This window comes from Stenotrophomonas sp. YJH_SMC_106-19, assembly GCF_059368375.1.
Map to the genome: position 1 here is coordinate 158,372 of NZ_JCAFRQ010000001.1, position 26,736 is coordinate 185,107.

Consider the following 26,736-nt stretch of genomic DNA (forward strand, 5'->3'; position numbering starts at 1 on the left):
CGCGTCGGGCTTGTGCACGCAGCCCCGCAAATACATGCCTGAACAGGCAGCGCAATGCGTCGGACCAGTACCGCTGCCGCAGAGCGTGGTCTACTGTCGTCCCCCAAGGATGAGGCACATCGCATGATCCACCCCCGTTCCGCGCTCGGACGCGCGTTGCCGCTGGCCCTGCTGGCCCTGCTCTCGGCGTGCCAGAGCGAGAAGGTCGGCGAGTTCTTCAACCCGCCGCAGGAGGTGCAGGCGCACAGCGAGTTCCGCGTCAGCGGGCTGCCGGCGCTGGCCTACCCGAATCTGGTCTCGTCGGCCTCGGTGGAAGGCGGGCAGGCCCGCGTCGATGGCAATGGCCCCGGTTACATGGACCTCCAGTTCTTCCCCATCACCTCCGCCGATGCGCTGGACAGCACCGACGCTGCGTGGGCCCGGCAATCGCAGTACCGCGCGCCGGATCTTTCCGGTATCGACTTCAGCACGCAGTTCGCCTTCCTGGTGGCGCACCCGGAGCTGTCCGGCTATGCCGCGATGACCAGCGGCCAGTACGCCACGTTCTTCAGCACGGTGAAGGTGGCGTACCTGGACGACCGCGTCGTGGTGCATCTGGACGCCAGCCGGCTGGGCAACATCAATCCGATCACGGCCCTGGGCAGCCCCTGGGCCGGCAAGCTGTACACCCTCGAACGGCGCGGCCGGACACAGCTGGAAGTGAAGCTTTACGAGAACCGCTACCGGTTCACGCTGGTGCCGGACACCGCGCCTCCGATGGCGCCCTAGCGGACCTTGTACAGCACCGCGGCGCCAGGGCGCGGCTCGAAGGCTGGCACGGTCTGCTGGCCCAGCGCCCTGCCCTGGGCATCCCACACCAGGGTTTCCACCGGGTACTCGTCCTTGCGCGTCATCGCGTCGATCTGGCCGATGACCACGGTCGCTGCCGCTGGAACGTCCGGGTTCCAGCCGAACACACCTACCCGGCCGTAGAACACGGCCGGCGCGCTGGCGTCCAGGCGCCGGTCCGGGCACATCACCAGGCCACGATCGAGCATCACCCGCAGCGCGCCGACCGGGACCTTCTTCACCGTGGGCGTGGTGCGCTCGGCGCTGTGGCCGGGACAGACATTGGCGGCGCGGGTGACCATGTGTTCGGCCACCTCGCGATCGGACTGGGCGCAGGCCAGCGTGGGGGCGAGGCAGAGTGCGAGCAGCGTGAGCGAGGACATCCGGGTCATTGCAGGTTCCTGTTCGGGGTGCGCAGCGACCTTAGCAATGGCGGACGGCGGAAATGCAAACGAGGCGTGAGGGACAACAGGCGGCTCAGGGAACGAGGCAGCGCTCGATCTGCAGCGACAGCGCATGGCAGGCATCGAACATGCCATGGACCAGCGCCGCCGAGGGATAACCGTCGGGATCGTCGTTTTCCCGGGCCACGTGGGACGCCTGCAGCACCGCCGTCAGTGCGGTGATGCCGGATGCGCATCGGGTCGCCAGGGCCAGATCGAACGCGCGCCCCGGGCTGAGGCGGGTTTCGGTCCAGGGCTGGCCATCCGCGCGCAGGTTCCTGCCATGGCCCAACAGATGAGTGAAGAACGCGGACGGTGGCGAGGACGCGGCGGCATCGCTGAGGGCGTCCTCCATCTTTTCAGCAAGGGTGTTGGGAAGATCACGCAGCGCATCGCCGAGCAGGGCGTGCAGGCGGGGATAGTCGGGGCGCAGATCAGGCATGGCGGCAACCTCACAGGTGGGCCACCCGCAAAGGCAAGGTGGCGGACGGTGCGGGTTGGCGTGCCGGATACATTGTCCAATGCCGGCGGATCAAAAGATCCCCACACACCGTCCGCCATGAACTGGCAGACGGTGCATTGTCGTGATTGCAATGGAAGGTGCAACCGCGACTCGACGGACAACGTATGTTCGGGACGCCAATCCCGGCCAGGGCGGGTGCCTTGGCGCGGCCATCGTTTGCCCTGCGCGGCCTCTGGAAAAGAGGCAGATGCGGCATTTGGCGCAGCACGCGACAGAGCGCCGCGAGTGAAACATCAACTTGTGACCGCTTTCACTCGACGTCGCTGACCGAGGCACGCCTGCGTTGATCCAGAACCCGCAGCACCACGGCGGGTCGCGACACACAGCGGCCCCGCCATCGGCCTCGCCGCCTATTCAGCCAACCCGACCTGAACCGGCGCATCATGGAGCCCTGGTCTGCAATGGAAGCGAACCATGGGACGGAACTGGATTGTGATGGGGGACCCGACCTCCAGCGGCGGACGGGTCATCACGGCCTCAAGTGAAACCGACATCGGCGGCATCGGCGTCGCGCGGGTCAGCGACAAAGCGACCTGCCCTACCCTGCATAAAGGCGTCTTTCCGATTGTTGAAGGCGATGCCACCTTGATGGTGGACGGCCAGCCGGTGGCGTTGCACGGCAGCGCGCTGGCCTGCGGCTGCCGGGTGTTGTCCAGCCAGCAGGCCGTGGTGCATGTCACGGGGGGCGGAGGGGGTGGTGGCGGCGGCGGGGCCGCAGGCGGTGCCGGCAAGGCGGCCGCGGTCGCCAGCACGGCGGCACAGCTGGCGCGCGCACTGCCCACCGCGTTCGATCAGGCCATCCGTTTTCTCGGCCTGCAGGGCGCACCGTTGGCCGAGGTGCCGTACACGCTGCATCTGGCCGATGGGCAGACCCTTTCCGGCACCACCAATGCGCAGGGCGAGACGGCGCGGGTATCGACCGCGCAAAGCCAGGCCATCGTGCGTGCCGAACTGCGCCCGCCGACACAGCCGACCGGCTGCTGTGCGCGCACGGCACCGGCCAGCACCGACGAAGCAGAAGTGTTCGATGTGGACGGTGTGGTGACCACCGCCGAGGGCATGGGCACCTCCGTGGTACCGGTAAGCGCGCCTGGCCACGAACGCGCCATGACCGCCGGCGAGATCGAAATGGCACGCTTGGTGTTCGGCGATGCAGTCGACTACAGCACCGTGAAAGTCCACAACCACGGCTACTGGATGTTCTTCGGCTTCCAGGACAAGGACACCGCCGTGACGCCCAACGGGCAGATGTATTTCCCGAAGGGTATCTATCGGGAGGATTACTCCGCCGACGACATCGATTTCCAGCAGTTCTTCATCCACGAGATGACCCACGTCTGGCAGTATCAGCTCGGCTACAACGTCAAACTGGTACGGGCGCCCCGGCCGAACATGAGCTACGACTATCTGCTCGACGAAACGCGCCTGTTCCATGAGTACAACATGGAGGCACAGGGCAATATGTTGGCAGATTACTTCCTGGTCACCTTCCGTGACTCCCAGTGGCGCATGAACAATGTCCGTTATCGCGCGACAGCTGATATCGGCGCGCAGCTGGAACGCGCCCTCTCCCAGTTCCTTGCCGACCGCAGCAGCAAGGACAACCTGCCGAGGACGACCCGATGATGCGCGTGCGATTGCCGGTAGCCCTGTTTGGTCTGCTGGGTCTGCTGCTGCCGATGATGGCCAGTTGCTCGCAGCCGCGAGGAACCTATCAGCGCGCAACGATCCAGGAGAGAGAGGGCACGCTCTGTTTTGGCGTGCCCGACACGCGTGAAACGCGTGACGCCCCCCCGCTCATCGCCGGCGTGACAGTAACGGAAGTGGGCAAAGGAAATCAGCCTGTATGGCAGCGCATTTTCCTGCGCGAAGGGGCTCCCGAACCTGCGATGCCTCCAGACCAGTGCTTGACGTATGGCGCAGGCAAGACAGCCGCCCCGGCACTGGGGGCGGGCAAGTATTACCAGGTGGTTCTCTCGGGCTACACACCCGGCGCGCCAGGCAGGGAGGGCGAGGCGCAGAAGCGCGTCTTCAACGCCTGCTTCCATGTTGAGGACGTCGCTGGCAAAGGCGCGGTGAAGCCCGTCGTTTCGGACTGCGCAACGGCGTCCTCTTCCGCACTACGATCTGCGCAGCCAGCCGGCAAGTAGCGGATGCCTCTTCGTGGACGACGCCATGACGAGACTGCCGCTGACCTTGCTGGGCCTGTTGCTACCCGTGATGGCCAGCGGCTCATCGCCAGCCGGCCGCTACCAGCAGGCGACGATACAGGACCGTAACGGCGTGCCCTGCTTCGGTGTACCCGATACCCATGAAACGCGCGCCAATGCTCCCCTTGTCACCGGCGTGTCAGTGATGGAAGTGGGCACCGGTGGCATCCCGCTGTGGGAACACGATTTTCTGCGCGAAGGGACAACCGAACCCGCGCTGCCCCCCAGCCAGTGCCTTACCTACGGCAAGGGCGCGGCGTCCGCTCCCGCGCTGCGGCCGGGCAAGCGCTACCACGTGGAAATATGGGGGCGCACACCCGGCAAGCCGGGCAGGAAGGGTGAAGCACAAGCGCGTGTGTTCAGTGCCTGCTTTCATATGGTGGACGTGGCCGGCAAAGGCGTGAAACCCGTCATGTCGGACTGCGCGACCGTAGTCTCGGCGGGACCGCCAACGGTGCGCTAAGACGGCACGTAGGAGATGCCTCTTCGAGGTGACCCGTTGATGCGGCAGACGGTGTGGCATTGCTGATGCCGATGATGGTCAGCCGCTCATTGCTGCCCGGCCGCTACCAGCAGGCGACGATTCAAGGCAGCGATTGCGTACCGTGCCTTGGCTTGGCTTGGCTTGGCTGAAATGGCGACCTTAGCTAGCCGCCAGCCCATAACCTTAAGATCTTCTGCGACGACCATTGAATGACCTGATGACGAGCCATCAGAGGGACCCCATAGCTATACAAATTGGGATGAGGAATGGCAGGCTCGGCCGACGGACTGATGACTGCGCTTTCAGGTGAGTCAGCGATATGGGGGAAGCATGGAACTAATCGTAAATCTTCTGGTGGGGATAGCTTGGCCGTCTGCGGTCGTTTGGGTGGCCATGCTGTTCAGGCGCGACATTCGCTCCCTGTTGCAGCGCATCTCTCGGCTTAAGTACAAAGATGTCGAGGCGAGCTTCGATGAGGGGCTGATGAAAGCGGAAGTAAAGGCTGCTGCCATTGCCCCCGCCTCACACCTGACTGCTCAGCCGCCGGAGTTGTCATCTAGGCTGGAACAGCTACGTCGTATTGCCGACGTATCGCCCCGCGCTTCAATTCTTGAAGCGTGGGTTTTAGTAGAGGAGGCAGCTGCCAAATCAGGGTACGTGCAAGGTGCCGGCACGCCTCGGGTGAATCCCCATCTATTTGTTGAAGAACTGATTCGACTCGGAAAACTGCCAACGGGTAGCGCCTCATTGATTGAACAGTTACGCAAACTAAGGAACCAAGCTGCGCATCTTCCGGATTTTAGCGTTACGCAGGATGAGGCAGATAGGTACTTGCAACTAGCTGCAATGGTGTCCGAACTTATCCTGAGCGCGGAGTAGGCAGCATGTCCCTACTGTATAGACTTACTCACAGGCTCCTACCTGCACGTACTCGCTTGGCATGGTCAAGGTCGCGCATCGAAAGTGGTTACGCGAAGGATATAGCTACCGCCCGCCGAACCAAAAATCATGACGAGGTTCTTTCTCTTGAGTCGGCCCGCCTCTTCGAGCTTGGATTACAACAAGAAGAAGAGGATAGCCATCTAACCAAGCAACTGCGACGCAAAGCTAGACGGCTTCGCGTCCCTATTCCGCGCGTCCGCAATGACGATGGCAGCATCTCTGACCAATGGTATGAGGGGAGCCAGACGGGAGGCTGGTATCTGACCAATGCCGGCATTCTGTCTCTTCGAGAAGAAATCAGGAAGGAGCAAAAAGCCCGCCATGAAGGAAGGGCGCAACTTGTTGTCTGGCTGTCGGCAATTACCGGCATAGTGGGCGCAATTACTGGCCTTGTCGCAGTCTTGCAGAAGAGCAGCTAACGGAAAAAACCTTATGAACTCTGATAACGCACTTTCCGATAGCTGGGAAAAAATCTTGTTCTTGCTGCTGGGCTGGCTTCTTGGCTTGCTTGGTCCAATCGTGGTGGACGCAATTCGTCGCAAGCACGAGAGCAAAGAGCTAAAGCGAGCGATATTGGCAGAACTCCACCAGCTACAGTACAAGCTTTCAGGAACCGCCTATCTCACAAGCTTGCAAACTGACCAATACGACCGCCAGTTCGTCGAATGGCATAAGCGAATAGTCAGCTCATATCGCGGACCTCTCACTAGCGGCCCCTTGCCGCAAGCTATTGACGCTACACTTGCACTAACCGACCAACAGATAGCTGAAGCAGGGCGCCGCCTCAAGAATCCCCCCGGCGTTTCTCTTGGGCTGAAATCATTTGAAGCCACTTTACTAAAATCAAAGATTGGCCAATTAGGCTCATATTCAATACCTTTCCAGAACGTTCTTCTTGAAATCCTGTCGAAGATTCGCATCGTAAACGAAGAAATTGAGCAGTTCAGGTTTTACTTCCGTCAAACATTTACAACAACCGGCGAGAATCGCGACCTGCTTGATGGCAATATTGATGGAAGCTATAGAGCCATAAGAAGTCAAATAATGAAGATCTCGGACCACATTGACGAGGCAGCGATGGAAGGGACCAAGCCATAGGTGAGGTGGCGATAGCAAACGCCGACGACGGCCACAACAAGGCGGCTGGCGTGCTTGGTTGAACGCCAACGGTCACCACACGCTGCGGAGCGCCTTTAGACGAAAAAATCCTTCAACCGGATGCTCGCGCGACTGAATGACCGAAGACTGCTCTAGCGCCTCATGTCATGAAAGCGCGACGCTTGAGGAATAAGCCGGCTTCCCAGAAACAGCAGTCGCCCGCATCCGGTAGGGAACGAAATAGGGAATGGAGCGAGTCTCCACAGCCCCCCGCTCAAGAATCATACTGCCACATGGAAATATGGCGGAGAGAGTGGGATTCGAACCCACGGAAGGTTTAACCCTTCGCCGGTTTTCAAGACCGGTGCCTTAAACCGCTCGGCCATCTCTCCGTATCGGCCCGGCACTGCTGGCCGGGCACGCATTCTCGCACGGCCGGGCGATTTGCCCAAGACCGTCGTCGCGGCCGGGTCTGGCCCGGCGTTACCGCTCCAGGCTCAGCCCGCATCCACCGCCAGCGCACCCAGCGCGCTGGCCTTGATGCGCTCCTTGGCCTTCTCGCAGGCGCCATCGCAATGCAGGCGCGAGGCCTCCAGCTGCGGCGGCAGGTGCTCGGCCAGGAAATCGATGAACACGCGCACCGCCGGCAGCAGGCCGCGACGCGAGGCGAACACGGCGTGGCACACGCCCTGTGGCAGCGACCAGTCCGGCAGCACCACCTCCAGTTCGCCATTGCGCACGGCATCGGCGCACACGGTCTCCGGCAGCATGGTGATGCCGAAGCCGTCCTTCACCATGCTCTGCAGCAGCGGGAAGTCGAAGCCGGCCACGCGCGGCTGCAGGTCCACCCGGCGCACTTCGCCTTCCGGGCCATGCAGTTCCCAGCGCTGGCGCGCCTCGTCCTCGCTGATGCTGAGGGTGACGTGCTGGGTCAGCTCTTCCGGCTCCTTCGGGCGGCCGGCGCGGTCCAGGTACTTCGGGCTGGCCACCAGCAGTTCCTGCACCTGGCCGAAGCTGCGCATCACCAGGCTGCCGTCGTCGTCCAGGCGCGAGCGCACGCGCAGGGCCACGTCGTAGCCTTCGTTGATGATGTCCACGCGGCGGTTGCTGATGTTCAGCTGCAGCCGCACCTTCGGGTACTGCTCCAGGAACTTGGGCAGCAGCTTGGGCAGCTGCATCTGCGCCAGCGAGACCGGCACACTGGCACGCACCACGCCGCGCGGTTCCGCACTGAGGCGGTCCACCACTTCGCGTGCGGCCTGTGCTTCGGCCAGCATGGTCTGGGCGTGACGGTGCACGCTGGTGCCGACGTCGGTGACCGCGAAGCGGCGCGTGGAGCGCTGCAGCAGGCGCACGCCCAGGTCGGTCTCCAGCTGGCTGATGCGGCGGCTCAGGCGCGACTTGGGGATGCCCAGGGCGCGCTCGGCCGCGGCGAACCCGCCGTGGTCGACCACCATCGCGAAGTAGTACAGATCATTCAGGTCATGCATACCCGAGTTCCATATCTAGAACAATACGTGGCATTCAACCACCTTTATTCCGCCTTTGCAACAACCTATCGTTCTCTCCGTCGGCGGCAAACCCGCCCTTCCTTCCAGAACATAGGTGACTGCCATGAAGCTTCTGCATCTCGACGCCAGCGTGCTTGGCGACAATTCCGTCTCCCGCCAGCTGTCGGCGGCGGTGGTGGCCCGGTTCAAGGACCAGATCGACGGCCTGCAGGTCGATTATCGCGATCTTGACGCCAATCCGGTACCGCATCTGCGCAGCAGCTCGCTGGCCAAGACCGATGCGGCCGAGGCGACCGACGCTGAACAGGTGATGCAGCAGTTCCTCGATGCCGATGTCGTGGTGATCGGCGCGCCGATGTACAACTTCAGCATCCCGTCCACCCTGAAGGCCTGGATCGACCGCGTGGCCGTGGCCGGCCGCACCTTCAAGTACACCGAGAATGGCCCGGTGGGTCTGGCCGGTGGCAAGCGGGTGATCATCGCCAGCAGCCGTGGCGGCATCTACACCGATTCGCCGGCCGACTTCCAGGAGCCGTTCCTGCGCCAGGTGTTCGCCTTCATGGGCATCAATGAGGTCGAGTTCGTGCGTGCCGAGGGCATCGCCTACTCGCCGCAGCACCGCGAAGACGCCATTGCCGGTGCACTGGCTGCACTGCCCTCGCATGAGGCGGCGGAAGCGGCAGCGGCGTGACGCGTTCCAGCGTTCAGCGCCCCTCTCTCCTCGTCTGGGCGTTGAACGCGGGCCGGGATTCCCCTCCCCCCTCCCGGCCCACCCCGACGGCCCCGCAATGCGGGGCCGTTTTTTTGTGGCCCGGTTCCCGCCCGCCGGGCATGGCCCGGCGCTACCACACCGATCGGGTAGCGCCGGGCCATGCCCGGCGGAGACGGTACAGTGGGCCATGAACTACATCGTGACGACCACGCACCGCAGCGAATTCCCACACCCGATCACCCTGCTCCGCGGCCAGGCGCTGGTGGTAGGCGAGCGCTATGAAGGCCCGGAGGGCTGAGAGGACTGGTTCCTGTGCCAGGCCGAGGGGCAGCAGCCTGGATTCGTGCCGGCACCGGTGATCGGTCGCGATACGCAGGGTGACGCGTTTGCCACCGCGGATTACTGCGCGCGGGAGCTGGATGTGAATCCGGGGCAGAGGCTGCGCGGGCTGCGCACACTGAATGGTTGGGCGTGGTGCATGCCCGAGGCGGGCGAAGCGGGATGGGTGCCGTTGGAGAAGGTGCGGGTTGTGGAGTGATCGCGGGGCTCATCCACGCAAGGCGTGGATGTAGCCGCATTGCAGATCCACGCCATGCGTGGATTCGGTGCCATGCAAGCATGGCACCCACCTGAGCCGGTTGTCAGGCGATGGTTTCCAGCCCACCCATGTACGGGCGCAGCGCTTCCGGCACGGTGATGCTGCCGTCGGCGTTCTGGTAGTTCTCCATCACCGCGATCATCGCGCGGCCGACCGCTACGCCCGAGCCGTTCAGGGTGTGCACCAGCTCGGGCTTGCCGGTGGCCGGATTGCGCCAGCGCGCCTGCATGCGGCGGGCCTGGAAGTCACCACAGTTCGAGCACGAGGAGATCTCGCGGTAGGTTTCCTGCGACGGCAGCCAGACTTCCAGATCGTAGGTTTTCACCGCCGCGAAGCCCATGTCGCCGGTGCACAGCAGCACCTTGCGGTACGGCAGACCCAGCTTTTCCAGCACGACTTCCGCACAGCGGGTCATGCGCTGGTGCTCGGCCTCGCTGTCTTCCGGCTGGCAGATCGAGACCAGCTCGACCTTCTCGAACTGATGCTGGCGGATCATGCCGCGCACGTCGCGGCCGCCGCTGCCGGCCTCGGCACGGAAGCACATCGAATGCGCGGTCATGCGCAGCGGCAGGCGCTCGGCGTCGATGATCTCGTCGCGCACGATGTTGGTCAGCGGCACTTCCGAGGTGGGGATCAGGTAGCGCGTGGACTCGCCGACGGCCGTCTTGAACAGGTCATCCTCGAACTTCGGCAGCTGGCTGGTGCCGCGCAGCGATTCGGCGTTGACCAGCAGCGGTACGTTGGTTTCCTCGTAGCCGTGTTCGCCCGTGTGCAGATCGACCATGAACTGGGCCAGCGCACGGTGCAGGCGCGCGATCGGGCCGCGCAGCACGGTGAAGCGCGAACCGGACAGCTTGGCGGCGGTTTCGCCATCCAGCCAGCCGTTGCGGGCGCCCAGTTCGACGTGGTCCAGCACCTTGAAATCGAACTGGCGCGGGGTACCCCAGCGCGCCTGCTCGACGTTGTCGTTCTCGTCGGCACCGGCCGGTACGTCGTCGGCCGGAATGTTCGGAATACCCAGCGAGATTGCTTCGATCTTCTCGCGCAGCTCGTCCAGCGCCACTTCCGACGCCTTCAGTTCGTCGGCGAAGGCGGCGACCTCGGCCATGATGGCCGAGACGTCCTCGCCCTTGGCCTTGGCCTGGCCGATGGCCTTGGAGCGGCTGTTGCGCAGGCTCTGCAGCTCCTGGGTCCGCACCTGGATGCGCTTGCGATCGGCCTCCAGGGACTCCAGGGCAGACACGTCGAGCTCGAAGCCGCGGCTGGTGCGCAGGCGTTCGGCGAGGTCGGCGGGCTGGTGGCGGAGCAGGGCTGGATCAAGCATGGCAGGTGTCGTGGTGGGTGTCAGGACCGGGATTATCGCCTGTTATGCGGATTTCTGCCGCCCGGTTCATTCGGGCCGTGGCAGAATCGGGCTATTCCGTACTGGTCCGGTCCATGTCTGCACCCCGCTCGTCGTCCGCCAAGTCGTTCACTGTGCATATTCCGCGCAACGCCCTGAAGATCGCCGGCATCGCTTTCGGCGTGGGGGTGCTGCTGTTCGTGGTGGTCTGGCTGACCGGCCGCGACAAGGAATTCTTCCGCGCCGACCCTGCGGTACAGACGCCGCAGGAAACCGCCCAGGTGGAGCCTCTGCCGGAACCCCTGCCGGCGGCAGCCGGGTCCAGCGACATGCCCGACGCCAAGCCGGCGCCGGCACCGGAAGACGCCCCGAAGCTGGTGGAAACCGCTCCGCCCCCGCCGCCTGCAATGGCTGAACCGGCACCCGCTGCGCCCGGCACCGTGCCGGTCGCCGGTGGCGGCAGCCAGCCCATGCCGATCGCGGGCCAATCGCCGCCGCCGGCCTATCCAGCCGCCGCACTGCGTGCGGGCGAAACCGGCAGTGTGGTGGTGCGGGTAGAGGTGGACGCTACGGGCTATCCGAACAACGTCACCGTCATCCAGCGCAGCGGCTCGCGTGACCTGGACCGCGCAGCGACCGACGCGGTGCGCCGCTGGCGCTTCACCCCGGCGCAGAGCAACGGGCAGGCGGTGCCGGGCACCATTGAAGTGCCGTTCGACTTCAAGACGCAGTAACTGAACGCATACCGGAAGGCAAACTGAACCCTCCCGGTTGCGTTGACGCAACACTGACACTTTTCTTCGTGGCCTCGGGCAACACTCGGCACGTCGTCAACCGACGTAAGGAGTTTGCGATGACTGTCACCACCCATGAAGACCTTCATTCGCCGCAGATGCAGCAGGACGGTACGCCGCGCCGGGCCACATCGCCTTGGCTGTGGGTCGCGCTGATCGTGGCGATGTTCGCGGCCGCGCTGCTCTGGCTGCGCTATTCCGGACCGGATGAGGTGGCGCCTGCACCGGTCGGCGAGCGCATGCTGCCAGCCACCGAACAGACGCCTGTTGCCGAAACGGCACCGCCTGCCGCACGACAGGCCACGCCGGCCACGAGCGAGCGCAAGGCAGTGCCGGCGGTGCGCAACCGCGAGGCGCGCCCGCTCGCCAGCAACAGCAAGCCGGACTATCCGGCGGCTGCGCTTCGTAACGGCGTGCAGGGCAGCGTGATCGCCAGCCTTGATGTGGATACCCGCGGCAACGTCACCAATGCCGCGATCGTGTCGCGCAGTGGCGAACGCAGCCGTGACCTGGATCGTGCGGTCCTGCGCACGGTGCAGAACTGGAAGTTCCAGCCGGCCATGCAGGATGGCCGTGCTGTGGCCAGTGTGGTGCGGGTCCCGGTGGATTTCCGTACCGAGCAGCGTTGATCGCGGACGAGGGGTTCGTGATGTTCGACGGAGGCTTCGGCCTCCGTCATTTTATCTGCACGTCTGATGCCTGCTCGCCGGGCATGGCCCGGCGCTACCGATTCGGCGGGCCTGGCCGGGCACTACCGATGATCTGAGAGATTGAATCCGGCGCTGCGTGCCAGGCCGTCGAAGTCGGGGAACGAGGTGGCCACGTTGGCGATGTCGTTGATCCGTACTTCGCCGTCGCTGATCTGGCCGGCAATGGCAAAGGCCATGGCGATGCGATGGTCGCCGTGGCTTTCGATGGTGCCGCTGCCCAGACGCGTGCCGCCATGCAGGGTCGCGCCGTCTTCGGTTTCATCCACCTGCATGCCCAGCGCGCGCAGGCCGGTGGCCATCGCTGCCAGGCGATCCGACTCCTTCACCCGCAGCTCTGCTGCGCCGCTCACCACGGTCTTGCCTTCGGCGGCGGCGGCGGCGACGAACAGTGCCGGGAATTCATCGATCATGTCCGGCACCAGCGCTTCGGGAATGCGCGCGCCCTTCAGCGGCGCGTAGCGCACCACCAGGTCAGCGACCGGCTCGCCGCCCTGCTCGGCTGGATTTTCTTCGGTGATGTCCGCCCCCATCAGCCGCAGTGCATGCAGCAGGCCGGTGCGACGCGGATTCAGGCCCACCTGCTTCAGGCGCAGCTCGGAGCCGGGAATGATGCTGGCGGCCACCAGGAAGAACGCTGCCGAGGAAAAATCGGCAGGCACCGCGATGTTGGTGGCACGCAGGCGCTGGCCACCGTGCAGGCGCGCCTTGCCCGGCGAGAACTCGATCTGCACGCCGAACGCGGACAGCATGCGCTCGGTGTAGTCGCGGGTGGGGTGCGGTTCGACGACGCTGGTTTCGCCCTGTGCGTACAGGCCTGCCAGCAGCACGGCCGACTTGATCTGCGCGCTGGCCACCGGCGAGGTGAACGCGATGCCGTGCAGTGCCTGGCCACCATGCACGTGCAGCGGCGGCGTACCATCGTCCTGGGTATCGATCTTCGCCCCCATCTGCGACAGCGGGCCGGTGACACGGCGCATCGGCCGGCCGGACAGCGATTCGTCGCCGATCAGGGTGCAGTCGAACGACTGCCCGGCCAGCAGGCCCGCCAGCAGGCGCATGCCGGTGCCGGCGTTGCCGCAGTCCAGCGCTGCACTGGGCGCCTGCAGGCCATCGATGCCGACGCCGTGGACGATGCGCTGCGACGGGCTGGGGGTTTCGATGCGCACGCCCAGCTGGCTGAAGATGCGCGCGGTGGCGCGGGTGTCTTCGCCTTCCAGGAAACCCTCGATGTGAGAGGTGCCCTCAGCCAGCGCGGCGAACATCACCGAACGGTGCGAAACCGACTTGTCGCCGGGAATGGTGAGGCTGCCCTGCAGCGGCTGGCCCTTGCGGGCGATCCAGTGTTGCGCGTTGCTCATCGTTCGATCATTCCGTAGACGCCGGCGGGCCGGCGGTGCATCAAGGGGCGGTGGCCGCGGCCACCGCGGCAGGCATCAGGGCACGGCCACCGGATAGGAGCCGAGGACCTTGATCTGCGCTGAGTGTGCTTCCAGTTCGGCCAGCGCGGCCTGCATCGGCGCGTCGTCGATGTGGCCGGCCAGGTCGATGAAGAAGCCGTACTCCCACTTGCCGTGGTGCGAAGGCCGCGACTCGATGCGGTTCATGCTGATGCCGTGGCGTGCGAACGGACTGAGCACGTCGAACAGCGCACCCGGCTTGTCATGGATGAAGACCAGCACCGAGGTGCGGTCATGGCCGGAGGTCGGGAAGATGTTGCGGCCCACCACCAGGAAACGGGTGGTGTTGTCGGCATCGTTCTGGATCGGCTTGGTCACCACCTTCTTCAGGCCGTACACGTGGCCGGCACTTTCGCCACCGATGGCCGCCGCATCGTCGGCGTTGCGCGCGCGGCGTGCGCCTTCGGCGTTGCTGGAGACCGGAATCTTCTCGGCCTTCGGCAGGTTGGCGCGCATCCACGCCGAGGTCTGCATGAACGACTGCGGGTGGCCGTAGACGCGTTCGATGTCCTCGATGCGGCCGCTGCGCGACATCAGGTACTGCTGCACGCGCAGTTCCACTTCGCCGCAGATCTTCAGGTTGGAGGTCAGGAACATGTCCAGGGTGATCTGGATGGTGCCCTGCCCCGAGTTCTCCACCGGCACCACGCCGAAATCGGCGTTGCCCGCTTCCACTTCCTGGAAGACTTCTTCGATGCTGGCCAACGGCAGGCCCAGCGCCGAGCGACCGAAATGCTTGAGCACGGCCTGCTGGCTGAAGGTGCCTTCCGGGCCGAGGTAGCCGATCTTCAATGGCTCCTGCTGGGCCAGGCAGGCCGACATGATCTCGCGATAGACGTGCACCAGCACTTCATCGCTGAGCGGGCCTTCATTGCGGTCCACCACCATGCGCAGCACCTGTGCTTCACGCTCGGGGCGGTAGTAATCGACGGCGGCGGCAAGCTTGCCCTTGGCCTTGCCGACCTGGTGGGCGAACTGCGCGCGCTCGGCGATCAGGCGCTGGATGTCGCGGTCGATCTGGTCGATCTTCGAACGCACGTCGGCCAGTGCCAGCGGCGCCTGGGTGGGGGCCGGCGTCGATGCAGCCCTGGCCTTGGACGTGCCCTTGGACGCAGCGCTGTCCTTGGCCGGTGCGGCCTGCTTCGGCGCCTTCTTGCTGGATTTGCTTGCCATCGAAATTCCCTGTTGCGTGGGCACGCACCCGACGGTGCGCGCCGTTCATTGCTCAGCCGTAGCGCTGCTGGAAGTCGGCCATGAAGGCGACCAGCGCCTCCGCACCCGCCAGCGGCATGGCGTTGTACAGCGAAGCACGGATGCCGCCGACCACCTTGTGACCCTTCAGCGCCAGCAGCCCGGCGGCCTTGGCCTCGGCGACGAAACGCGCATCGAGGTCGGCGTTGGGCAGGAAGAACGGGATGTTCATCCGCGAACGCGCCGCGTGCGCGACTTCATTGCGATAGAAGCCGCCGGACGCATCGATGGCGCCGTACACCAGCGCGGCCTTGGCCGCATTGCGCCGGGCGAACTCGGCCACGCCGCCTTCAGCCAGCATCCACTTGAACACCAGCCCCGCCAGGTACCAGTTCCAGGTGGGCGGGGTGTTGAGCATCGAGTCGCGCGCCACGTGCGAGCGGTAGTCGAAGATGTCCGCGCGCGGCTGGCCACTGCGCTCCAGCAGGTCGCGACGGATGATCATCACCGCGATGCCGACCGGGCCCAGGTTCTTCTGCGCGCCCGCGTAGATGACGCCGTAGCGGCGCACATCCAGCGGTTCGCTGGCGATGGACGAACTGAAATCGGCCACCAGCGGCACATCGCCGGTATCGGGCACGTCACGGAACTCGACGCCGTGGATGGTCTCGTTGGCGGTGATGTGCACATAGGCCGCATCGGGCGAAAGCTGCCAGCTGCTGCGCGCGGGCAGCTCGCGGTAGCCCCCGTCCTCGCTGCTGCCAGCGATGTTGACGTCCACATAGGGGCCGGCCTGCTTGACCGCCGTCCTGCCCCAGTGGCCGCTGACCACGTAGTCGGCACGCTGGCCGGGGCTTGCGAAATTCAGCGGGATCAACGCCTGCTGGGTGGTGGCGCCGCCGGACAGGAACAGCACGGCGTAGTCCTCGGGAATGTCGAGCAGGCGGCGCAGGTCCGCCTCGGCCTCGGCGGCGACGGACATGAATTCCGCACCGCGATGGCTCATTTCCACGATCGAGGCGCCGGTACCGTGCCAGTCCAGCATTTCCGCCTGCGCCTGGCGCAGGACCGATTCCGGCAAGGTTGCAGGGCCGGCACTGAAGTTGAACGCGCGCGTCATGTCACACCTGTGGGGCAAGATCCCTAGTATGCCGCAGTGCACCAGCCTTGCGGCCTTGCGCGGCAAGGGAAATTTGGTTTCATCGGAATCCATCGCCCGCGGCACTGCACCGGTAGTCGCCGACCTGGGCCGGCGCCTGCCCGAAGCACGGAGACGACAGGCTCAGCGCGCGCCGAACCAGAGCAGCAGGCTGAGCAGCGCAGCCAGCAGCAGTGCGCTGACCAGCAGCCACGGCCAGCGGCGGACCCGGCGCGGAGGAAGGGGCTCGGCAGGCGCCCGTTCGGCCTCGTGGCTGGACTCATCCTCGGCCGCCAGCGGCCGCCGGCGCGGATCACGCGGCACTTCCAGCACGAAACGGTGCTGGCCATCGAATACCACCTGGTCGCCCGGCTGCAGCCAGCAGTGGCGCACGGCCACCCCGTTGACGCAGGTGCCATCGGCGCTGCCCAGGTCACGCAGCAGGACGCGATCGCCGTGCACTTCCACGCGCGCGTGCTGTTCGGCGAACGCCGGATCGTCGATGGCGATGTCGGCCTCGGTGCCGCGGCCGATCACGCGGGCGCGCGACAAGGTGAAACTGCGGCCATGGTGCAGGCCACCGACGCCCCGCAGCAGGCGCTGCTCGTCGCCGGCATCTTCGCCGTCCGGTGACGGCGCCTGCAGCAGGCTCTCGGCTTCGCCCCGCAGGACCATTTCCACGCCATCGACATACACCGCATCGCCGGCGCGCAGCAGCGCCATGCGCCGTACCGGACGGCCGTTGACATGGATGCCGCGGATGCCGTTGCCGACCTGGAGCCAGAGGCCGCGATCATCCATGCAGAACTGCGCCAGCAGCAACGCGCCGTTGCCTGCTTCGCCCAGCCGCACGCTGCCGTTGGCATGGCGCACGATGCGTTGCACCCCGGGCCGCAGCGGCTGGTCGGGCTGTTGTTGTTGACTGAAGTGAACAAGCAGGTTCTGCACGCGGCGCAGCCTAGCAGGTTGGCCGGCATCGAAGAAGAACCCCGGATGAGCGCTTGGCGCGGACGCGATCGATGCGCACAATGCTCGCCCTCTCTGATCACCCCGCCCTGCGCCAGGAGCCTGCATGTCCACCATCGATGTCCGCCACGCCCACGCCCTGCCCGACGCACAGGCGCGCGAGGCGATCGAACAGGTTGCCGCCAAGCTGGCCGAGCGCTTTGGCCTGAAGTCCTCGTGGAGCGCCGATGTGCTGAATTTCTCCGGCAGCGGCGTGGACGGCGCGATCGAGCTGCAGCCGGGCGCCGTGCGGGTGACCGCCAAGCTCGGCTTCCTGCTGTCGGCAATGAAAGGCATGGTCGAAAGCGAAATCCAGCGCGTGCTGAAGGAAAAGCTGGGCTGAACCACGACAGCGGCCGTCACGGCCCTGCAACGGCGGCGCGCGCTACTCTCGGGGCAGGTCCAACTCCCACGGGAAGTGCGATGAACCGCTACGAAAACGACGACCGCCGCGACGACGACGCCACCTTTGGTGAACAGGCCGGACGCTTCTCACGCAAGCTGAGCGATTCGGCCCAGCAGGTCTGGCTGGCCGGACTGGGTGCGCTGGGCCGGGCACAGGCCGAAGGCAGCCGTTTCTTCGATGGACTGGTGAAGGAAGGCGAGGCCTGGGAGGCCCGCCGCCGTGAGCGCGCCAGCGAGCAGGGCCCGGGATGGCGCGACAACGTCGAGTCCTCGCTGGATGAGGCGCGCGAGAAGGCCTCGGGCACCTGGAACAAGGTCGAAAAGGCCTTCGACGACCAGGTGCAGGGCGTGCTCAAGCGCCTGCATGTGCCCACCGCCGACGAGCTCACCGCGCTGGAGGCACGCCTGGACGCCCTGCATGCGCGCCTGGCCAAGCTGGAGACGCGGGCGGCCTCGGGCAGCGATGCGCCGGCCCCGGGCAGCCACCAGTCGCCGGGCAGCGTGCCCTGACGATGGATTGTTGCAATGCAATAAAATTTGCCTGACAATCGCGAGCAACCCGCCAATCGCTTCGCCTGCCGTTTGTTCCCTCCCCTCACGGCTTCAGGATTGGCGGGTTTTTCGTGCCTGCGGAACGCCGATCTGAGCGTTCCATCACGCTTGCTGTGGGGAACGTCCTGACCCTGCCAGGCAGTGCGCGCTTTACACTGTCTGCTTCCGTTTTCGCCCCTTCCGCGCTCTCCCTGCATGCTTCCCTGGATTCTGGCCCTGCTGTCGGCCCTGCTTATCTGTTCCCTGGCCGTCGTTCACCTGTGGTGGATCAAGCGGCGGCAGAAGGAGATGCAACTGGGCCTGCAGGCCTTGGCCGGCATGCACTGGCGGGAGTTCTCCGCGCTGGTCAAGCGGATGCTGCGCGAGCAGCGCGGCCTGCGCGAACTGGAGGTCCCTGCCGAGGATGCCCGCGAGCCCAGTAGCGATTTCCTGCTCAGCGATGGCCCCAATACCTGGCGGGTGTCCTGCAAGCATGGCCTGGCCTATCGTATCGGTACCGCTGCGGTGAACGAACTGGGCGCGGCAGCGCGGCTGGCCGGGGCCAAGGGCGGCGTGCTGATCACCGAAGGCCGGATCCAGCGCGATGGCCGCAGTGCCGCCGAGCTGCAGGCCGTGGAGGTGTTGGACGGCCCGCGCCTGTGGCCATTGCTGCAGCCCTATCTGCCGGCCGACATCGATGCGCGCGTGCGCGCCGCTGCGCGCCACGAGGCCCTGCGTCGCATCGCCATTGCCGCGTTGGCCTCGGTAACCGTCGGCCTGCTGGTCGGCCTCGGCCTGCAGGGCCTGCACCTGGCGTCACCGGCGCCGCAGGCGGTGACCGCCCCTGCCTCCGCCGACATCGACGCCGCGGCGCCTGCCGCTGTCTCCCAGGCGCCCGCACCGGCAGCGGCGGCGCCTGCTGCTGCCGTTTCCACGCCGGCAGACGATGGCCACAGCGATCCCAACCCGGATATGGCGACCCTTGACCGTTACCAGGCGGATCTGGCCCGGGCGCTGGCTGGCCAGCCCGGCATTGCCAGCGGCGTCTGGCTGACCCGGCAGACCCTGGCGATCAACCGCACCGGCGAACTTGACGATGTATGGCCGCGCGTCTGCACGCAGGTCCTGCGCTACCCCGCGCTGCGCACGGTGCGCGTGCAGCTCAATGCCCGCCCCGGCGTGGATGAGCCGGTGCGCTGGCGGCAGTGCGCGACGTATTGATCTGAACGCGCGGAAGCGTGCGCGCTAGCGCGCGCCGGGCGCGAAGCGGGCCACCAGATCCCAGGCATCGCCGAGGAACACCTGGCGCACGCGGGTGATGGGCTGTTCGCCCCGCCAGGTCAGGCGTTCGATCACCAGGCAGGCGGTGCCCGGCTTCACGTCCAGCAGGCGGGCAGACGCCGTGTCCGCACCCCACGCGCTGATGCGGTGCTGGGCCCGGGTCCAGGACACGTTCTGCAGCAGCCAGCTGCCCGGCGCGGTGGTGCTGAAGTCCACCTCCAGCACCTCCGGTACACCCACCGGGCTGATCAACCGATGCTCCAGCGCCAGCGGGCGGCCGTCGGCAAGATGCAGGCAGCGCATCGCCAGCAGCATTTCACTGCCGGCCAGCTCCACTTCACCGGCATTGCCGGCGTCGGCCAGGCGCAGCTCGCGCTGCAGCAGCCGGTACCCGTACTGGTGGCCACGCGAGCCGACCTCCATCGCGATGTCCGGAATCTCCAGCGCCACCTGTTCCAGATGCGGTGGCTGCCGGGCGACGAACGAACCGGCCCGGCGGCGACGCTCGATCATGCCGCTCTCGGCCAGCGCGGTCAGCACCTTGTTGACGGTCATCCGCGAGCAGCCGTACTGCTCCATCAGTTCGTGCTCATAGGGGATGCGGAAACCCGGCGCCCACTCTCCGCTGAGAATGCGGCTTTCCAGGTCGCTGCGGATGCGCTGGTTGAGCGTGGCGGACTTGCTGGCCTTCACGTGACAGGTCTCGATGGCGGGAAGCGATCAGCCCAGCACGCCGCGCAGGGCGGTAGCGAAGGCGGTGGTGATCGCCTCGCGCTGGAGGTGGCGGCCTTTGGCCACGCATTGGCGGCCATGGCGCCAGACCGATCGCAGCGCGCCATTACGTGCGGCGAACACCCAGCTGTCAAGCCATGCGTCATCCCGTCGCGCCTGCAGCGCGGGGTGTGCGGCGTCCAGTTCGAGCAGGTCGGCACTGGCCCCGACCTGCAGACCTGCGGCCACACCCAACGCCTGTGCGCCGCCGTGCAGCGCGCCCTCGAACAGGAATCTGCCGCTGCTGCGGCTGGCATCGGCAGCCAGCACGTTGCGCCCGCGCAGCGCCAGGCGTTGGCCGTATTCGAGCAGGCGCAGTTCCTCGGCCGCATCGATCAGCACGTTGGAATCGGACCCCACGCCAAAGCGCCCGCCTTCGCGTGCGAACGCCTGCATCGGGAACAGGCCATCCCCCAGATTGGCTTCGGTGATCGGGCACAGGCCGGCGACGGCCCGGCTGGCGACGATGGAGGCGCGCTCGTCATCGGATATGTGGGTGGCGTGCACCAGGCACCAGCGAGCGTCCACCTCGGTGTGCGCGTACAGCCACTGCACGGGACGCTGTCCACTCCACGCCAGGCAGGCGTCGACTTCGCGCACCTGCTCGGCGATGTGGATGTGCACCGGGCCCTCGTTCAACGGCAGCAGTGCTGCCAGTTCATCGCCGGTGACGGCCCGCAGACTGTGCGGGGCGATGCCCAGCACCGCATCGGGCAACGCAGCCAGCGCAGCACGGGCACCCTCCAGCAGCCGCGCAAAACCGTCCACGTCGTGAATCAGCCGACGCTGGGCCGGGTTCGGCGCTGCACCACCGAAATCGGCGTGGGCATAGAACACCGGCAGCAGGGTCAGGCCGATGCCGGTCTGTGCCGCGGCTGCGGCAATACGTGCACTCATCTCGGCCCGGTCGGCGTAGGGCCGCCCCTCCGCATCGTGGTGCAGGTAATGGAACTCGCCGACACGGGTGAAGCCGCTTTCCAGCATCTCCATGTATGCCTGGGCAGCGATGGCCTGCACTGCGTCCGGGCGCAGGCGGGCAAGGAAGCGGTACATCAGTTCGCGCCAGCTCCAGAAACTGTCGCCGTCGCCGCCCCCGATCTCGGTCAGGCCGGCCATGCCGCGCTGGAACGCATGGCTGTGCAGGTTCGGCAGGCCCGGCACCAGGATGCCGACCCGGGCATCCCCATCCTGCGCGGGCTGCCCCACATCGATCGCGGCGATGCGCCCCGCCTGCACCTGCAGGCGGACATCGCGGGCCCAGCCATCGGCGAGCAGCGCGTGGGCGGCATGGAAACAGGACGGGGAACGCGAATCGGACATGGCTGGACAACCCGAAATGGACACCTATATTGTATAGACATATAAGCACAGCCGCAGTGTGGATGCCATGCATGTCGATATCCTCTGGTCCAACGTCCATCTGATCACCCTCGACGGTGAGGGCCTGGGTGTCCTCCGTGACGGCGTGCTGGCCTGCGCGGGCGGCCGCATCGTCCACGTCGGCCCGGCCGGCAGCGATGCCCATCTGCAGCCGACCACCCGCATCGACGGCGAAGGCCGCTGGGTCTCGCCCGGCCTGATCGACTGCCACACCCACCTGGTCTACGCCGGCAACCGCGCCAACGAATTCGAGCAGCGCCTGCAAGGTGTGAGCTATGCCGACATCGCCCGCGCGGGCGGCGGCATTGTCTCCACCGTGCGCGCCACCCGCGCCGCAACGCCAGCCCAGCTTGCCGCCGAGAGCCGTCCTCGCCTGCTGGCGATGCGCGCCGAGGGCGTGACCACGATCGAGATCAAGTCCGGCTACGGCCTGACCCTGGACGACGAGCGCAAGCAGCTGCAGGTCGCACGCGCGCTGGGCGAGGAATGCCGGGTGAATGTGGTGCCGACCTTCCTGGGCGCCCATGCGGTTCCCCCGGGCCGCCAGGCGCAGGAGTACATCGACGAGGTCTGCGACGTGATGATTCCGGCCATCGCGGCCGAGAGCCTGGCCGAAGCCGTGGACGTGTTCTGCGAGAACATCGCCTTCTCCCCTGCGCAGGCGCGGCAGGTGTTCGACGCCGCACGCGCGAACGGACTGGCGGTGAAGATCCATGCCGAGCAGTTGAGCAACCAGCACGGCGCAGAGCTTGCCGCCGGCTTCGGCGCGCTGTCGGCCGATCACATCGAACATCTGGATGACGCCGGCATCGCCGCGATGGCGGCGGCCGGCACCGTTGCCGTGCTGCTGCCGGGCGCGTTCTATTTCACCCGCGATACCACCCCGCCGCCGATTGCCACGCTGCGTGCAGCGGGTGTGCCGCTGGCACTGGCCACCGACAGCAACCCGGGCACCTCGCCGCTGACCAGCCCGCTGCTGGCGATGAACATGGGCGCGACCCTGTTCCGCCTGACGGTGGACGAGTGCATCGCCGGCTTCACCCGCGAAGCAGCGCGTGCGCTGGGCCATGGCGACCGCATCGGGCGCCTGGCCGTGGGCATGGACTGCGACCTGGCGATCTGGGACATCGACGCGCCCGCCGACCTGGTCTACCGCATTGGATTCAACCCGCTGCACGCGCGCGTGGTGCGCGGTCAGCCCGACCTGCCTGCCTCCTGGAGCAACACATGAGCAACACCCTGGTTCTTCGCCCCGGCCATGTCACCCTCGCCCAGTGGCGACAGGTCTATCGCGGTGCGCCGCTTGCGCTGGATCCGGCGGCGCTGCCGGTGGTACGCGCCAGTGCCGCCGCCGTGGCGGCCATCGTCGCCAAGGGTGCGCCGGTGTACGGCATCAATACCGGCTTCGGCAAGCTGGCCAGCGTGCGCATCGAGCGCGAAGACCTGGCCACGCTGCAGCGGAACATTGTTCTTTCGCACGCCGCAGGCGTGGGTGAGCCGATGCCCGCCAGCGTGGTGCGGCTGATGATGGCGCTGAAGCTGGTCAGCCTGGCCCAGGGGGCTTCCGGTGTGCGCGAGGAGACGCTGCTGCTGCTGGAGGCGATGCTGGTCAAGGGCGTGTTGCCGGTGGTGCCGGCGCAGGGCTCGGTCGGCGCATCGGGTGACCTCGCACCGCTTTCGCACCTGGCCAGCGTGATGCTGGGCGTGGGCGAAGCCTTCATCGGCGATGAGCGGCTGCCGGCCCGGGACGCACTGGCGCGGGCCGGCCTGCAGCCGGTTGAACTGGGCGCAAAGGAAGGCCTGGCCCTGCTCAATGGCACCCAGTTCTCCACCGCCTATGCACTGGCCGGCCTGTTCGAAATCGAGACCGTGTTCCAGGCCGCGCTGGTCACCGGCGCACTGTCGGTGGAAGCGGCAAAGGGATCGGATACACCGTTCGATCCGCGCATCCATGCCATTCGTGGCCAGCGCGGACAGATCGCCACGGCCGCCACGCTGCGCACGCTGATGCAGGACTCGGGCATCCGTGAATCGCATCGCGACAACGACGTGCGGGTGCAGGATCCGTATTGCCTGCGCTGCCAGCCGCAGGTGATGGGTGCGGCACTGGACATCCTGCGCCAGGCCGCCACCACGCTGGAAATCGAAGCCAACGGCGTGTCCGACAATCCGCTGGTGTTCACCGACAGCGGCGAGGCGCTGTCCGGCGGCAACTTCCACGCCGAGCCGGTGGCCTTCGCGGCCGACATGCTGGCGATGGCGGTGTGCGAGATCGGTTCGATCAGCGAACGCCGCCTGGCCATGCTGGTGGATCCGGCACTGTCCGGCCTGCCGGCTTTCCTGACCCCGCGCCCCGGCCTGAATTCCGGCTTCATGATTCCGCAGGTGACCGCCGCCGCGCTGGTGTCCGAGAACAAGCAGCGGGCCTATCCGGCCAGTGTGGATTCGATCCCCACCTCGGCCAACCAGGAAGACCACGTGTCCATGGCCGCACACGGTGCGCGCCGACTGATGCAGATGGCCGAGAACGCGGCCAATGTGATCGGCATCGAGCTGCTGGCCGCCGCACAGGGCTGTGACTTCCATGCGCCGCTGCGCTCCAGCGCTGCACTGGAGAACGTACGCGCCACCCTGCGCGCGCAGGTGCCGACCCTGCAGGACGACCGCTACTTCCACCCGGACATGGTGGTTGCCACCTCGCTCGTGCGCAGCGGCGCGCTGGCACGGGGCCTGGAAGCTGTCCTGCCGACCGTGGAGCCGCAGGCATGAATGCCCACCCCGAATGGCTGACGGTGCACGAGGGCGATGCCCCGCTGATCGTCAGCTTCCCGCATACCGGCAGCGAGCTGCCGCACGATCTGATCGGCGACTATCACTCGCCATGGCTGGCGCGTCGCGACGCCGACTGGTGGGTGCACGAACTGTACGACTTCGCACGCGGCATGGGCGCGACCACCGTGCGGTCGGCGATCTCGCGTTCGGTGATCGATCTCAACCGCGATCCCAGCGGGGTATCGCTGTACCCGGGCCAGAACACCACCGGCCTGTGCCCGCTGACCACCTTCGACAACCAGCCGCTGTACCACGCCGGGCGCGAGCCGGACGAAGCGGAGATCGCGCGCCGTCGGGACACCTATTTCGCGCCTTACCACGACGCGCTGGCCGCGCAGATCGCGCGGCTGCGCGCACGTCACGGCACGGTGGTGGTGTATGACGCGCACTCGATCCGCTCGCACATTCCACACCTGTTCGACGGTGAACTGCCGCAGTTCAATCTCGGCACCGCCGGTCCGTCCGGCGCACCGGATACCTCCTGCGACAACGCACTGAGCGACGTGGTGGAGAACCTGCTGAAGATCAGCGGCATGAGCCAGGTGCGCAACGGCCGCTTCAAGGGCGGCTGGATCACCCGCCACTACAGCAACGTGGCCGGCGGCGTGCACAGCCTGCAGATGGAGCTGGCCTGTCGCGGCTACATGCACGAACCCCTGCCGGACCAGGTGGACGAGCACAGCTGGCCCACCCCGCTCGACCCCGACCACGCCGCACCGCTGCGCCACACCCTGGCGCAGGTGCTCAATGCCTGCCTTGAATTTGCTACGAACCGGAGCGCCGCATGACCCGCAACGACCCGTCCCGCACCCTTGCCGCACCGACCGGCACCACGCTCAACGCCAAGAGCTGGCTGACCGAAGCACCGCTGCGCATGCTGATGAACAACCTGCATCCGGACGTGGCCGAACGGCCGCAGGAACTGGTGGTGTACGGCGGCATCGGCCGCGCCGCGCGCGACTGGGAGAGCTTCGATGCCATCGTCGAAACGCTCAAGCGCCTGGACGATGACCAGACCCTGCTGGTGCAGTCGGGCAAGCCGGTGGGCGTGTTCCGCACGCATGCCGATGCGCCGCGCGTGCTGATCGCCAACTCCAACCTGGTGCCGCGCTGGGCCAACTGGGACCACTTCAACGAGCTGGATAAGAAGGGCCTGGCCATGTACGGCCAGATGACCGCCGGCAGCTGGATCTACATCGGCGCCCAGGGCATCGTGCAGGGCACCTACGAGACGTTCGTGGAAATGGGCCGCCAGCACTTCGGCGGCGATCTCACCGGCAAGTGGTTGTTCACCGGCGGCCTGGGCGGCATGGGCGGCGCGCAGCCGCTGGCGGCAGTGATGGCGGGTGCCTCCTGCCTGGCGGTCGAGTGCCGCAGGAGCAGCATCGACATGCGCCTGCGCACCGGCTACCTGGACACCTGGACCGACAACCTGGACGAAGCCCTGCGCCTGATCGATGAAGCCTGCAAGGCGGGCACGCCGAAATCGGTGGGCCTGCTCGGCAACGTTGCCGATGTACTCGCCGAACTGCTCAAGCGCGGCGTGAAGCCGGACCTGCTGACCGACCAGACCTCCGCGCACGACCCGGTGAACGGCTACCTGCCGCAGGGCTGGACCGTCGAACAATGGGACGAGAAGCGGGTTTCCGCGCCGAAGGAAGTGGAAAAGGCCGCGCGTGCCTCGATGGCCAACCACATCCGCGCCATGCTCGGCTTCCACGCACTGGGCGTGCCGACCGTCGATTACGGCAATAACCTGCGGCAGATGGCGCTGGAAGAAGGCGTGGCCAATGCCTTCGATTTCCCCGGCTTCGTCCCGGCCTATATCCGTCCGCTGTTCTGCCGCGGCATCGGCCCGTTCCGCTGGGCCGCGCTGAGTGGCGATCCGGAAGACATCGCCAAGACCGACGCCAAGGTGAAGGAACTGATTCCGGACAACCCGCACCTGCACCGCTGGCTGGACATGGCCGCCGAGAAGATCAAGTTCCAGGGTCTGCCGGCGCGCATCTGCTGGGTGGGCCTGGGTGACCGCGATCGGCTGGGGCTGGCCTTCAACGAAATGGTCGCCAACGGTGAGCTGAAGGCGCCGGTGGTGATCGGCCGCGACCACCTGGACAGCGGCAGCGTCGCTTCGCCGAACCGCGAAACCGAAGCCATGGCCGACGGTTCCGACGCAGTCTCCGACTGGCCGCTGCTGAACGCGCTGCTCAACACCGCCAGCGGTGCGACCTGGGTATCGCTGCACCACGGCGGCGGCGTGGGCATGGGCTTCTCGCAGCACGCCGGCATGGTCATCGTCTGCGATGGCACCGAGGCGGCCGCCAAGCGCATCGGTCGTGTGCTGTGGAACGACCCGGCCACCGGCGTGATGCGCCACGCCGATGCGGGGTATGACATCGCGATCGAGTGCGCGAAGGAGAAGGGGCTGGATCTGCCGGGAATTCTGGGCTGATCGTGACCCGGGTGTCGCCGGGCATGGCCCGGCGCTACCGGCACGGTACCTGCAATCCCGGGCATGGCCCGGCGCCATGCGCTTGACCCCGCCCCCGC

General features: G+C 66.4%; 27 protein-coding genes, 1 tRNA gene and 1 pseudogene. 17 read left to right on the top strand and 12 right to left on the bottom strand.

Translation table 11 applies throughout. The features are described from left to right. The first annotated feature begins 123 nt into the window (after window positions 1-123). On the top strand, window positions 124-768 hold the full coding sequence (locus AC5P5M_RS00680) for a hypothetical protein (protein WP_065183049.1): 645 nt from the start codon (window positions 124-126) through the stop codon (window positions 766-768). Here the strand turns inward: AC5P5M_RS00680 and AC5P5M_RS00685 are convergent. Continuing rightward, the gene (locus AC5P5M_RS00685) at window positions 765-1,196 is read right to left on the bottom strand and encodes a hypothetical protein (protein ID WP_495205714.1); all 432 of its coding nucleotides are present in this window, start codon (window positions 1,194-1,196) and stop codon (window positions 765-767) included. The genes AC5P5M_RS00680 and AC5P5M_RS00685 overlap by 4 nt on opposite strands. A gap of 109 nt (window positions 1,197-1,305) precedes the next feature. Continuing rightward, window positions 1,306-1,713, bottom strand: coding sequence for a hypothetical protein (locus AC5P5M_RS00690; RefSeq protein WP_065183051.1), 408 nt, complete (start codon window positions 1,711-1,713; stop codon window positions 1,306-1,308). Between the two features lie 516 nt (window positions 1,714-2,229). Here AC5P5M_RS00690 and AC5P5M_RS00695 point away from each other — a divergent pair. The 5 genes from AC5P5M_RS00695 (at window position 2,230) to AC5P5M_RS00715 (ending at window position 5,849) form a co-directional block, all read left to right on the top strand. Continuing rightward, window positions 2,230-3,420, top strand: a complete 1,191-nt coding sequence (locus AC5P5M_RS00695) for a PAAR domain-containing protein (RefSeq protein WP_340043991.1) — start codon at window positions 2,230-2,232, stop codon at window positions 3,418-3,420. Beyond that, on the top strand, window positions 3,417-3,944 hold the full coding sequence (locus AC5P5M_RS00700) for a hypothetical protein (protein WP_445394330.1): 528 nt from the start codon (window positions 3,417-3,419) through the stop codon (window positions 3,942-3,944). The genes AC5P5M_RS00695 and AC5P5M_RS00700 overlap by 4 nt, the downstream gene beginning before the upstream one ends. A 13-nt stretch (window positions 3,945-3,957) precedes the next feature. Then, window positions 3,958-4,467, top strand: a complete 510-nt coding sequence (locus AC5P5M_RS00705) for a hypothetical protein (RefSeq protein WP_495205466.1) — start codon at window positions 3,958-3,960, stop codon at window positions 4,465-4,467. A 408-nt stretch (window positions 4,468-4,875) separates the two neighbouring features. Beyond that, window positions 4,876-5,367: a hypothetical protein gene (locus AC5P5M_RS00710; RefSeq protein ID WP_495205467.1), complete on the top strand. Its 492-nt coding sequence runs from the start codon at window positions 4,876-4,878 to the stop codon at window positions 5,365-5,367. 5 nt (window positions 5,368-5,372) lie between these two features. Continuing rightward, the gene (locus AC5P5M_RS00715; RefSeq protein WP_494531921.1) at window positions 5,373-5,849 is read left to right on the top strand and encodes a hypothetical protein; all 477 of its coding nucleotides are present in this window, start codon (window positions 5,373-5,375) and stop codon (window positions 5,847-5,849) included. A gap of 11 nt (window positions 5,850-5,860) precedes the next feature. Here the strand turns inward: AC5P5M_RS00715 and AC5P5M_RS00720 are convergent, their stop codons facing one another. The 3 genes from AC5P5M_RS00720 to AC5P5M_RS00730 form a co-directional block, all read right to left on the bottom strand. Further along, window positions 5,861-6,040, bottom strand: coding sequence for a hypothetical protein (locus tag AC5P5M_RS00720; RefSeq protein WP_494531948.1), 180 nt, complete (start codon window positions 6,038-6,040; stop codon window positions 5,861-5,863). Between the two features lie 790 nt (window positions 6,041-6,830). Continuing rightward, a tRNA-Ser gene (locus tag AC5P5M_RS00725) sits at window positions 6,831-6,920 on the bottom strand. A 105-nt stretch (window positions 6,921-7,025) separates the two neighbouring features. Then, window positions 7,026-8,018, bottom strand: a complete 993-nt coding sequence (locus AC5P5M_RS00730) for a LysR family transcriptional regulator (protein ID WP_053520355.1) — start codon at window positions 8,016-8,018, stop codon at window positions 7,026-7,028. 124 nt (window positions 8,019-8,142) lie between these two features. Between AC5P5M_RS00730 and AC5P5M_RS00735 the strand changes: the two genes are divergently transcribed. Both AC5P5M_RS00735 and AC5P5M_RS00740 read left to right on the top strand, forming a co-directional pair. Continuing rightward, window positions 8,143-8,730 carry an FMN-dependent NADH-azoreductase gene (locus AC5P5M_RS00735; RefSeq protein WP_074899233.1) on the top strand — a complete coding sequence of 196 codons (588 nt, stop codon included), beginning with the start codon at window positions 8,143-8,145 and terminating at the stop codon, window positions 8,728-8,730. 208 nt (window positions 8,731-8,938) lie between these two features. Next, window positions 8,939-9,289 (top strand): annotated as a pseudogene (locus AC5P5M_RS00740) (SH3 domain-containing protein). Window positions 9,290-9,392: 103 nt separating this feature from the next. Here AC5P5M_RS00740 and serS read toward each other — a convergent pair. Beyond that, window positions 9,393-10,673 (bottom strand): serine--tRNA ligase, encoded by a 1,281-nt coding sequence (serS, locus tag AC5P5M_RS00745; protein WP_065176021.1) that lies wholly within the window; start codon window positions 10,671-10,673, stop codon window positions 9,393-9,395. A 113-nt stretch (window positions 10,674-10,786) separates the two neighbouring features. On the opposite strand from serS, the gene AC5P5M_RS00750 reads away from it, so the two are divergent. Together AC5P5M_RS00750 and AC5P5M_RS00755 are read left to right on the top strand one after the other, a co-directional pair. Beyond that, window positions 10,787-11,425: an energy transducer TonB gene (locus AC5P5M_RS00750; protein WP_495205468.1), complete on the top strand. Its 639-nt coding sequence runs from the start codon at window positions 10,787-10,789 to the stop codon at window positions 11,423-11,425. Window positions 11,426-11,544: 119 nt separating this feature from the next. Beyond that, a complete protein-coding gene (locus AC5P5M_RS00755) occupies window positions 11,545-12,114 on the top strand; it encodes an energy transducer TonB (RefSeq protein ID WP_053515518.1) in 570 nt (189 codons plus the stop codon). Window positions 12,115-12,236: 122 nt separating this feature from the next. Here AC5P5M_RS00755 and aroA read toward each other — a convergent pair whose 3' ends face one another. The 4 genes from aroA to AC5P5M_RS00775 all read right to left on the bottom strand — a co-directional run bounded on the left by aroA (window position 12,237) and on the right by AC5P5M_RS00775 (window position 16,929). Then, window positions 12,237-13,553, bottom strand: coding sequence for a 3-phosphoshikimate 1-carboxyvinyltransferase (gene aroA / locus AC5P5M_RS00760; RefSeq protein ID WP_495205469.1), 1,317 nt, complete (start codon window positions 13,551-13,553; stop codon window positions 12,237-12,239). 75 nt (window positions 13,554-13,628) lie between these two features. Next, window positions 13,629-14,825 (bottom strand): prephenate dehydratase, encoded by a 1,197-nt coding sequence (gene pheA, locus AC5P5M_RS00765; RefSeq protein WP_053515513.1) that lies wholly within the window; start codon window positions 14,823-14,825, stop codon window positions 13,629-13,631. 52 nt (window positions 14,826-14,877) lie between these two features. Further along, window positions 14,878-15,963, bottom strand: a complete 1,086-nt coding sequence (gene serC, locus AC5P5M_RS00770) for a 3-phosphoserine/phosphohydroxythreonine transaminase (protein WP_053515512.1) — start codon at window positions 15,961-15,963, stop codon at window positions 14,878-14,880. Between the two features lie 162 nt (window positions 15,964-16,125). Continuing rightward, window positions 16,126-16,929, bottom strand: coding sequence for an FHA domain-containing protein (locus AC5P5M_RS00775; protein ID WP_065176024.1), 804 nt, complete (start codon window positions 16,927-16,929; stop codon window positions 16,126-16,128). A 124-nt stretch (window positions 16,930-17,053) separates the two neighbouring features. Between AC5P5M_RS00775 and AC5P5M_RS00780 the strand changes: the two genes are divergently transcribed. The 3 genes from AC5P5M_RS00780 to AC5P5M_RS00790 all read left to right on the top strand — a co-directional run bounded on the left by AC5P5M_RS00780 (window position 17,054) and on the right by AC5P5M_RS00790 (window position 19,143). After that, on the top strand, window positions 17,054-17,329 hold the full coding sequence (locus AC5P5M_RS00780; protein WP_053515509.1) for a polyhydroxyalkanoic acid system family protein: 276 nt from the start codon (window positions 17,054-17,056) through the stop codon (window positions 17,327-17,329). Between the two features lie 80 nt (window positions 17,330-17,409). Further along, the gene (locus tag AC5P5M_RS00785) at window positions 17,410-17,901 is read left to right on the top strand and encodes a phasin family protein (RefSeq protein WP_053515508.1); all 492 of its coding nucleotides are present in this window, start codon (window positions 17,410-17,412) and stop codon (window positions 17,899-17,901) included. Window positions 17,902-18,138: 237 nt separating this feature from the next. After that, the gene (locus tag AC5P5M_RS00790; RefSeq protein WP_495205470.1) at window positions 18,139-19,143 is read left to right on the top strand and encodes a restriction endonuclease; all 1,005 of its coding nucleotides are present in this window, start codon (window positions 18,139-18,141) and stop codon (window positions 19,141-19,143) included. Window positions 19,144-19,167: 24 nt separating this feature from the next. On the opposite strand, the gene hutC is transcribed toward AC5P5M_RS00790, so the two are convergent. Both hutC and AC5P5M_RS00800 read right to left on the bottom strand, forming a co-directional pair. Next, window positions 19,168-19,896 (bottom strand): histidine utilization transcriptional repressor HutC, encoded by a 729-nt coding sequence (hutC, locus tag AC5P5M_RS00795; RefSeq protein WP_053515504.1) that lies wholly within the window; start codon window positions 19,894-19,896, stop codon window positions 19,168-19,170. A 27-nt stretch (window positions 19,897-19,923) separates the two neighbouring features. Further along, complete coding sequence (locus AC5P5M_RS00800) at window positions 19,924-21,294, bottom strand: formimidoylglutamate deiminase (RefSeq protein WP_495205471.1); 1,371 nt, start codon at window positions 21,292-21,294, stop codon at window positions 19,924-19,926. Window positions 21,295-21,361: 67 nt separating this feature from the next. On the opposite strand from AC5P5M_RS00800, the gene hutI reads away from it, so the two are divergent. From hutI to hutU, 4 genes are read left to right on the top strand one after another with little or no spacing between them, the layout of a single operon-like run. Further along, window positions 21,362-22,585: an imidazolonepropionase gene (gene hutI, locus AC5P5M_RS00805; RefSeq protein ID WP_495205472.1), complete on the top strand. Its 1,224-nt coding sequence runs from the start codon at window positions 21,362-21,364 to the stop codon at window positions 22,583-22,585. Continuing rightward, complete coding sequence (hutH, locus tag AC5P5M_RS00810; protein WP_494531930.1) at window positions 22,582-24,123, top strand: histidine ammonia-lyase; 1,542 nt, start codon at window positions 22,582-22,584, stop codon at window positions 24,121-24,123. Before hutI ends, hutH begins: the two co-directional genes overlap by 4 nt. After that, window positions 24,120-24,974, top strand: a complete 855-nt coding sequence (hutG, locus tag AC5P5M_RS00815) for an N-formylglutamate deformylase (RefSeq protein WP_065176028.1) — start codon at window positions 24,120-24,122, stop codon at window positions 24,972-24,974. Before hutH ends, hutG begins: the two co-directional genes overlap by 4 nt. Beyond that, complete coding sequence (hutU, locus tag AC5P5M_RS00820) at window positions 24,971-26,638, top strand: urocanate hydratase (RefSeq protein WP_065182885.1); 1,668 nt, start codon at window positions 24,971-24,973, stop codon at window positions 26,636-26,638. The genes hutG and hutU overlap by 4 nt, the downstream gene beginning before the upstream one ends. Window positions 26,639-26,736: the final 98 nt, after the last annotated feature.

What these genes read in the sequence shown, in the direction of transcription:
- AC5P5M_RS00680 (WP_065183049.1), top strand. Translation starts at nt 124, where the DNA reads ATGATCCACCCCCGTTCCGCGCTCGGACGCGCGTTGCCGCTGGCCCTG.
- AC5P5M_RS00690 (WP_065183051.1), bottom strand. Translation starts at nt 1,713, where the DNA reads ATGCCTGATCTGCGCCCCGACTATCCCCGCCTGCACGCCCTGCTCGGC.
- AC5P5M_RS00695 (WP_340043991.1), top strand. Translation starts at nt 2,230, where the DNA reads ATGGGGGACCCGACCTCCAGCGGCGGACGGGTCATCACGGCCTCAAGT.
- AC5P5M_RS00700 (WP_445394330.1), top strand. Translation starts at nt 3,417, where the DNA reads ATGATGCGCGTGCGATTGCCGGTAGCCCTGTTTGGTCTGCTGGGTCTG.
- AC5P5M_RS00715 (WP_494531921.1), top strand. Translation starts at nt 5,373, where the DNA reads ATGTCCCTACTGTATAGACTTACTCACAGGCTCCTACCTGCACGTACT.
- AC5P5M_RS00730 (WP_053520355.1), bottom strand. Translation starts at nt 8,018, where the DNA reads ATGCATGACCTGAATGATCTGTACTACTTCGCGATGGTGGTCGACCAC.
- AC5P5M_RS00735 (WP_074899233.1), top strand. Translation starts at nt 8,143, where the DNA reads ATGAAGCTTCTGCATCTCGACGCCAGCGTGCTTGGCGACAATTCCGTC.
- serS (WP_065176021.1), bottom strand. Translation starts at nt 10,673, where the DNA reads ATGCTTGATCCAGCCCTGCTCCGCCACCAGCCCGCCGACCTCGCCGAA.
- AC5P5M_RS00750 (WP_495205468.1), top strand. Translation starts at nt 10,787, where the DNA reads ATGTCTGCACCCCGCTCGTCGTCCGCCAAGTCGTTCACTGTGCATATT.
- AC5P5M_RS00755 (WP_053515518.1), top strand. Translation starts at nt 11,545, where the DNA reads ATGACTGTCACCACCCATGAAGACCTTCATTCGCCGCAGATGCAGCAG.
- aroA (WP_495205469.1), bottom strand. Translation starts at nt 13,553, where the DNA reads ATGAGCAACGCGCAACACTGGATCGCCCGCAAGGGCCAGCCGCTGCAG.
- pheA (WP_053515513.1), bottom strand. Translation starts at nt 14,825, where the DNA reads ATGGCAAGCAAATCCAGCAAGAAGGCGCCGAAGCAGGCCGCACCGGCC.
- serC (WP_053515512.1), bottom strand. Translation starts at nt 15,963, where the DNA reads ATGACGCGCGCGTTCAACTTCAGTGCCGGCCCTGCAACCTTGCCGGAA.
- AC5P5M_RS00780 (WP_053515509.1), top strand. Translation starts at nt 17,054, where the DNA reads ATGTCCACCATCGATGTCCGCCACGCCCACGCCCTGCCCGACGCACAG.
- AC5P5M_RS00785 (WP_053515508.1), top strand. Translation starts at nt 17,410, where the DNA reads ATGAACCGCTACGAAAACGACGACCGCCGCGACGACGACGCCACCTTT.
- AC5P5M_RS00790 (WP_495205470.1), top strand. Translation starts at nt 18,139, where the DNA reads ATGCTTCCCTGGATTCTGGCCCTGCTGTCGGCCCTGCTTATCTGTTCC.
- AC5P5M_RS00800 (WP_495205471.1), bottom strand. Translation starts at nt 21,294, where the DNA reads ATGTCCGATTCGCGTTCCCCGTCCTGTTTCCATGCCGCCCACGCGCTG.
- hutI (WP_495205472.1), top strand. Translation starts at nt 21,362, where the DNA reads ATGCATGTCGATATCCTCTGGTCCAACGTCCATCTGATCACCCTCGAC.
- hutH (WP_494531930.1), top strand. Translation starts at nt 22,582, where the DNA reads ATGAGCAACACCCTGGTTCTTCGCCCCGGCCATGTCACCCTCGCCCAG.
- hutG (WP_065176028.1), top strand. Translation starts at nt 24,120, where the DNA reads ATGAATGCCCACCCCGAATGGCTGACGGTGCACGAGGGCGATGCCCCG.
- hutU (WP_065182885.1), top strand. Translation starts at nt 24,971, where the DNA reads ATGACCCGCAACGACCCGTCCCGCACCCTTGCCGCACCGACCGGCACC.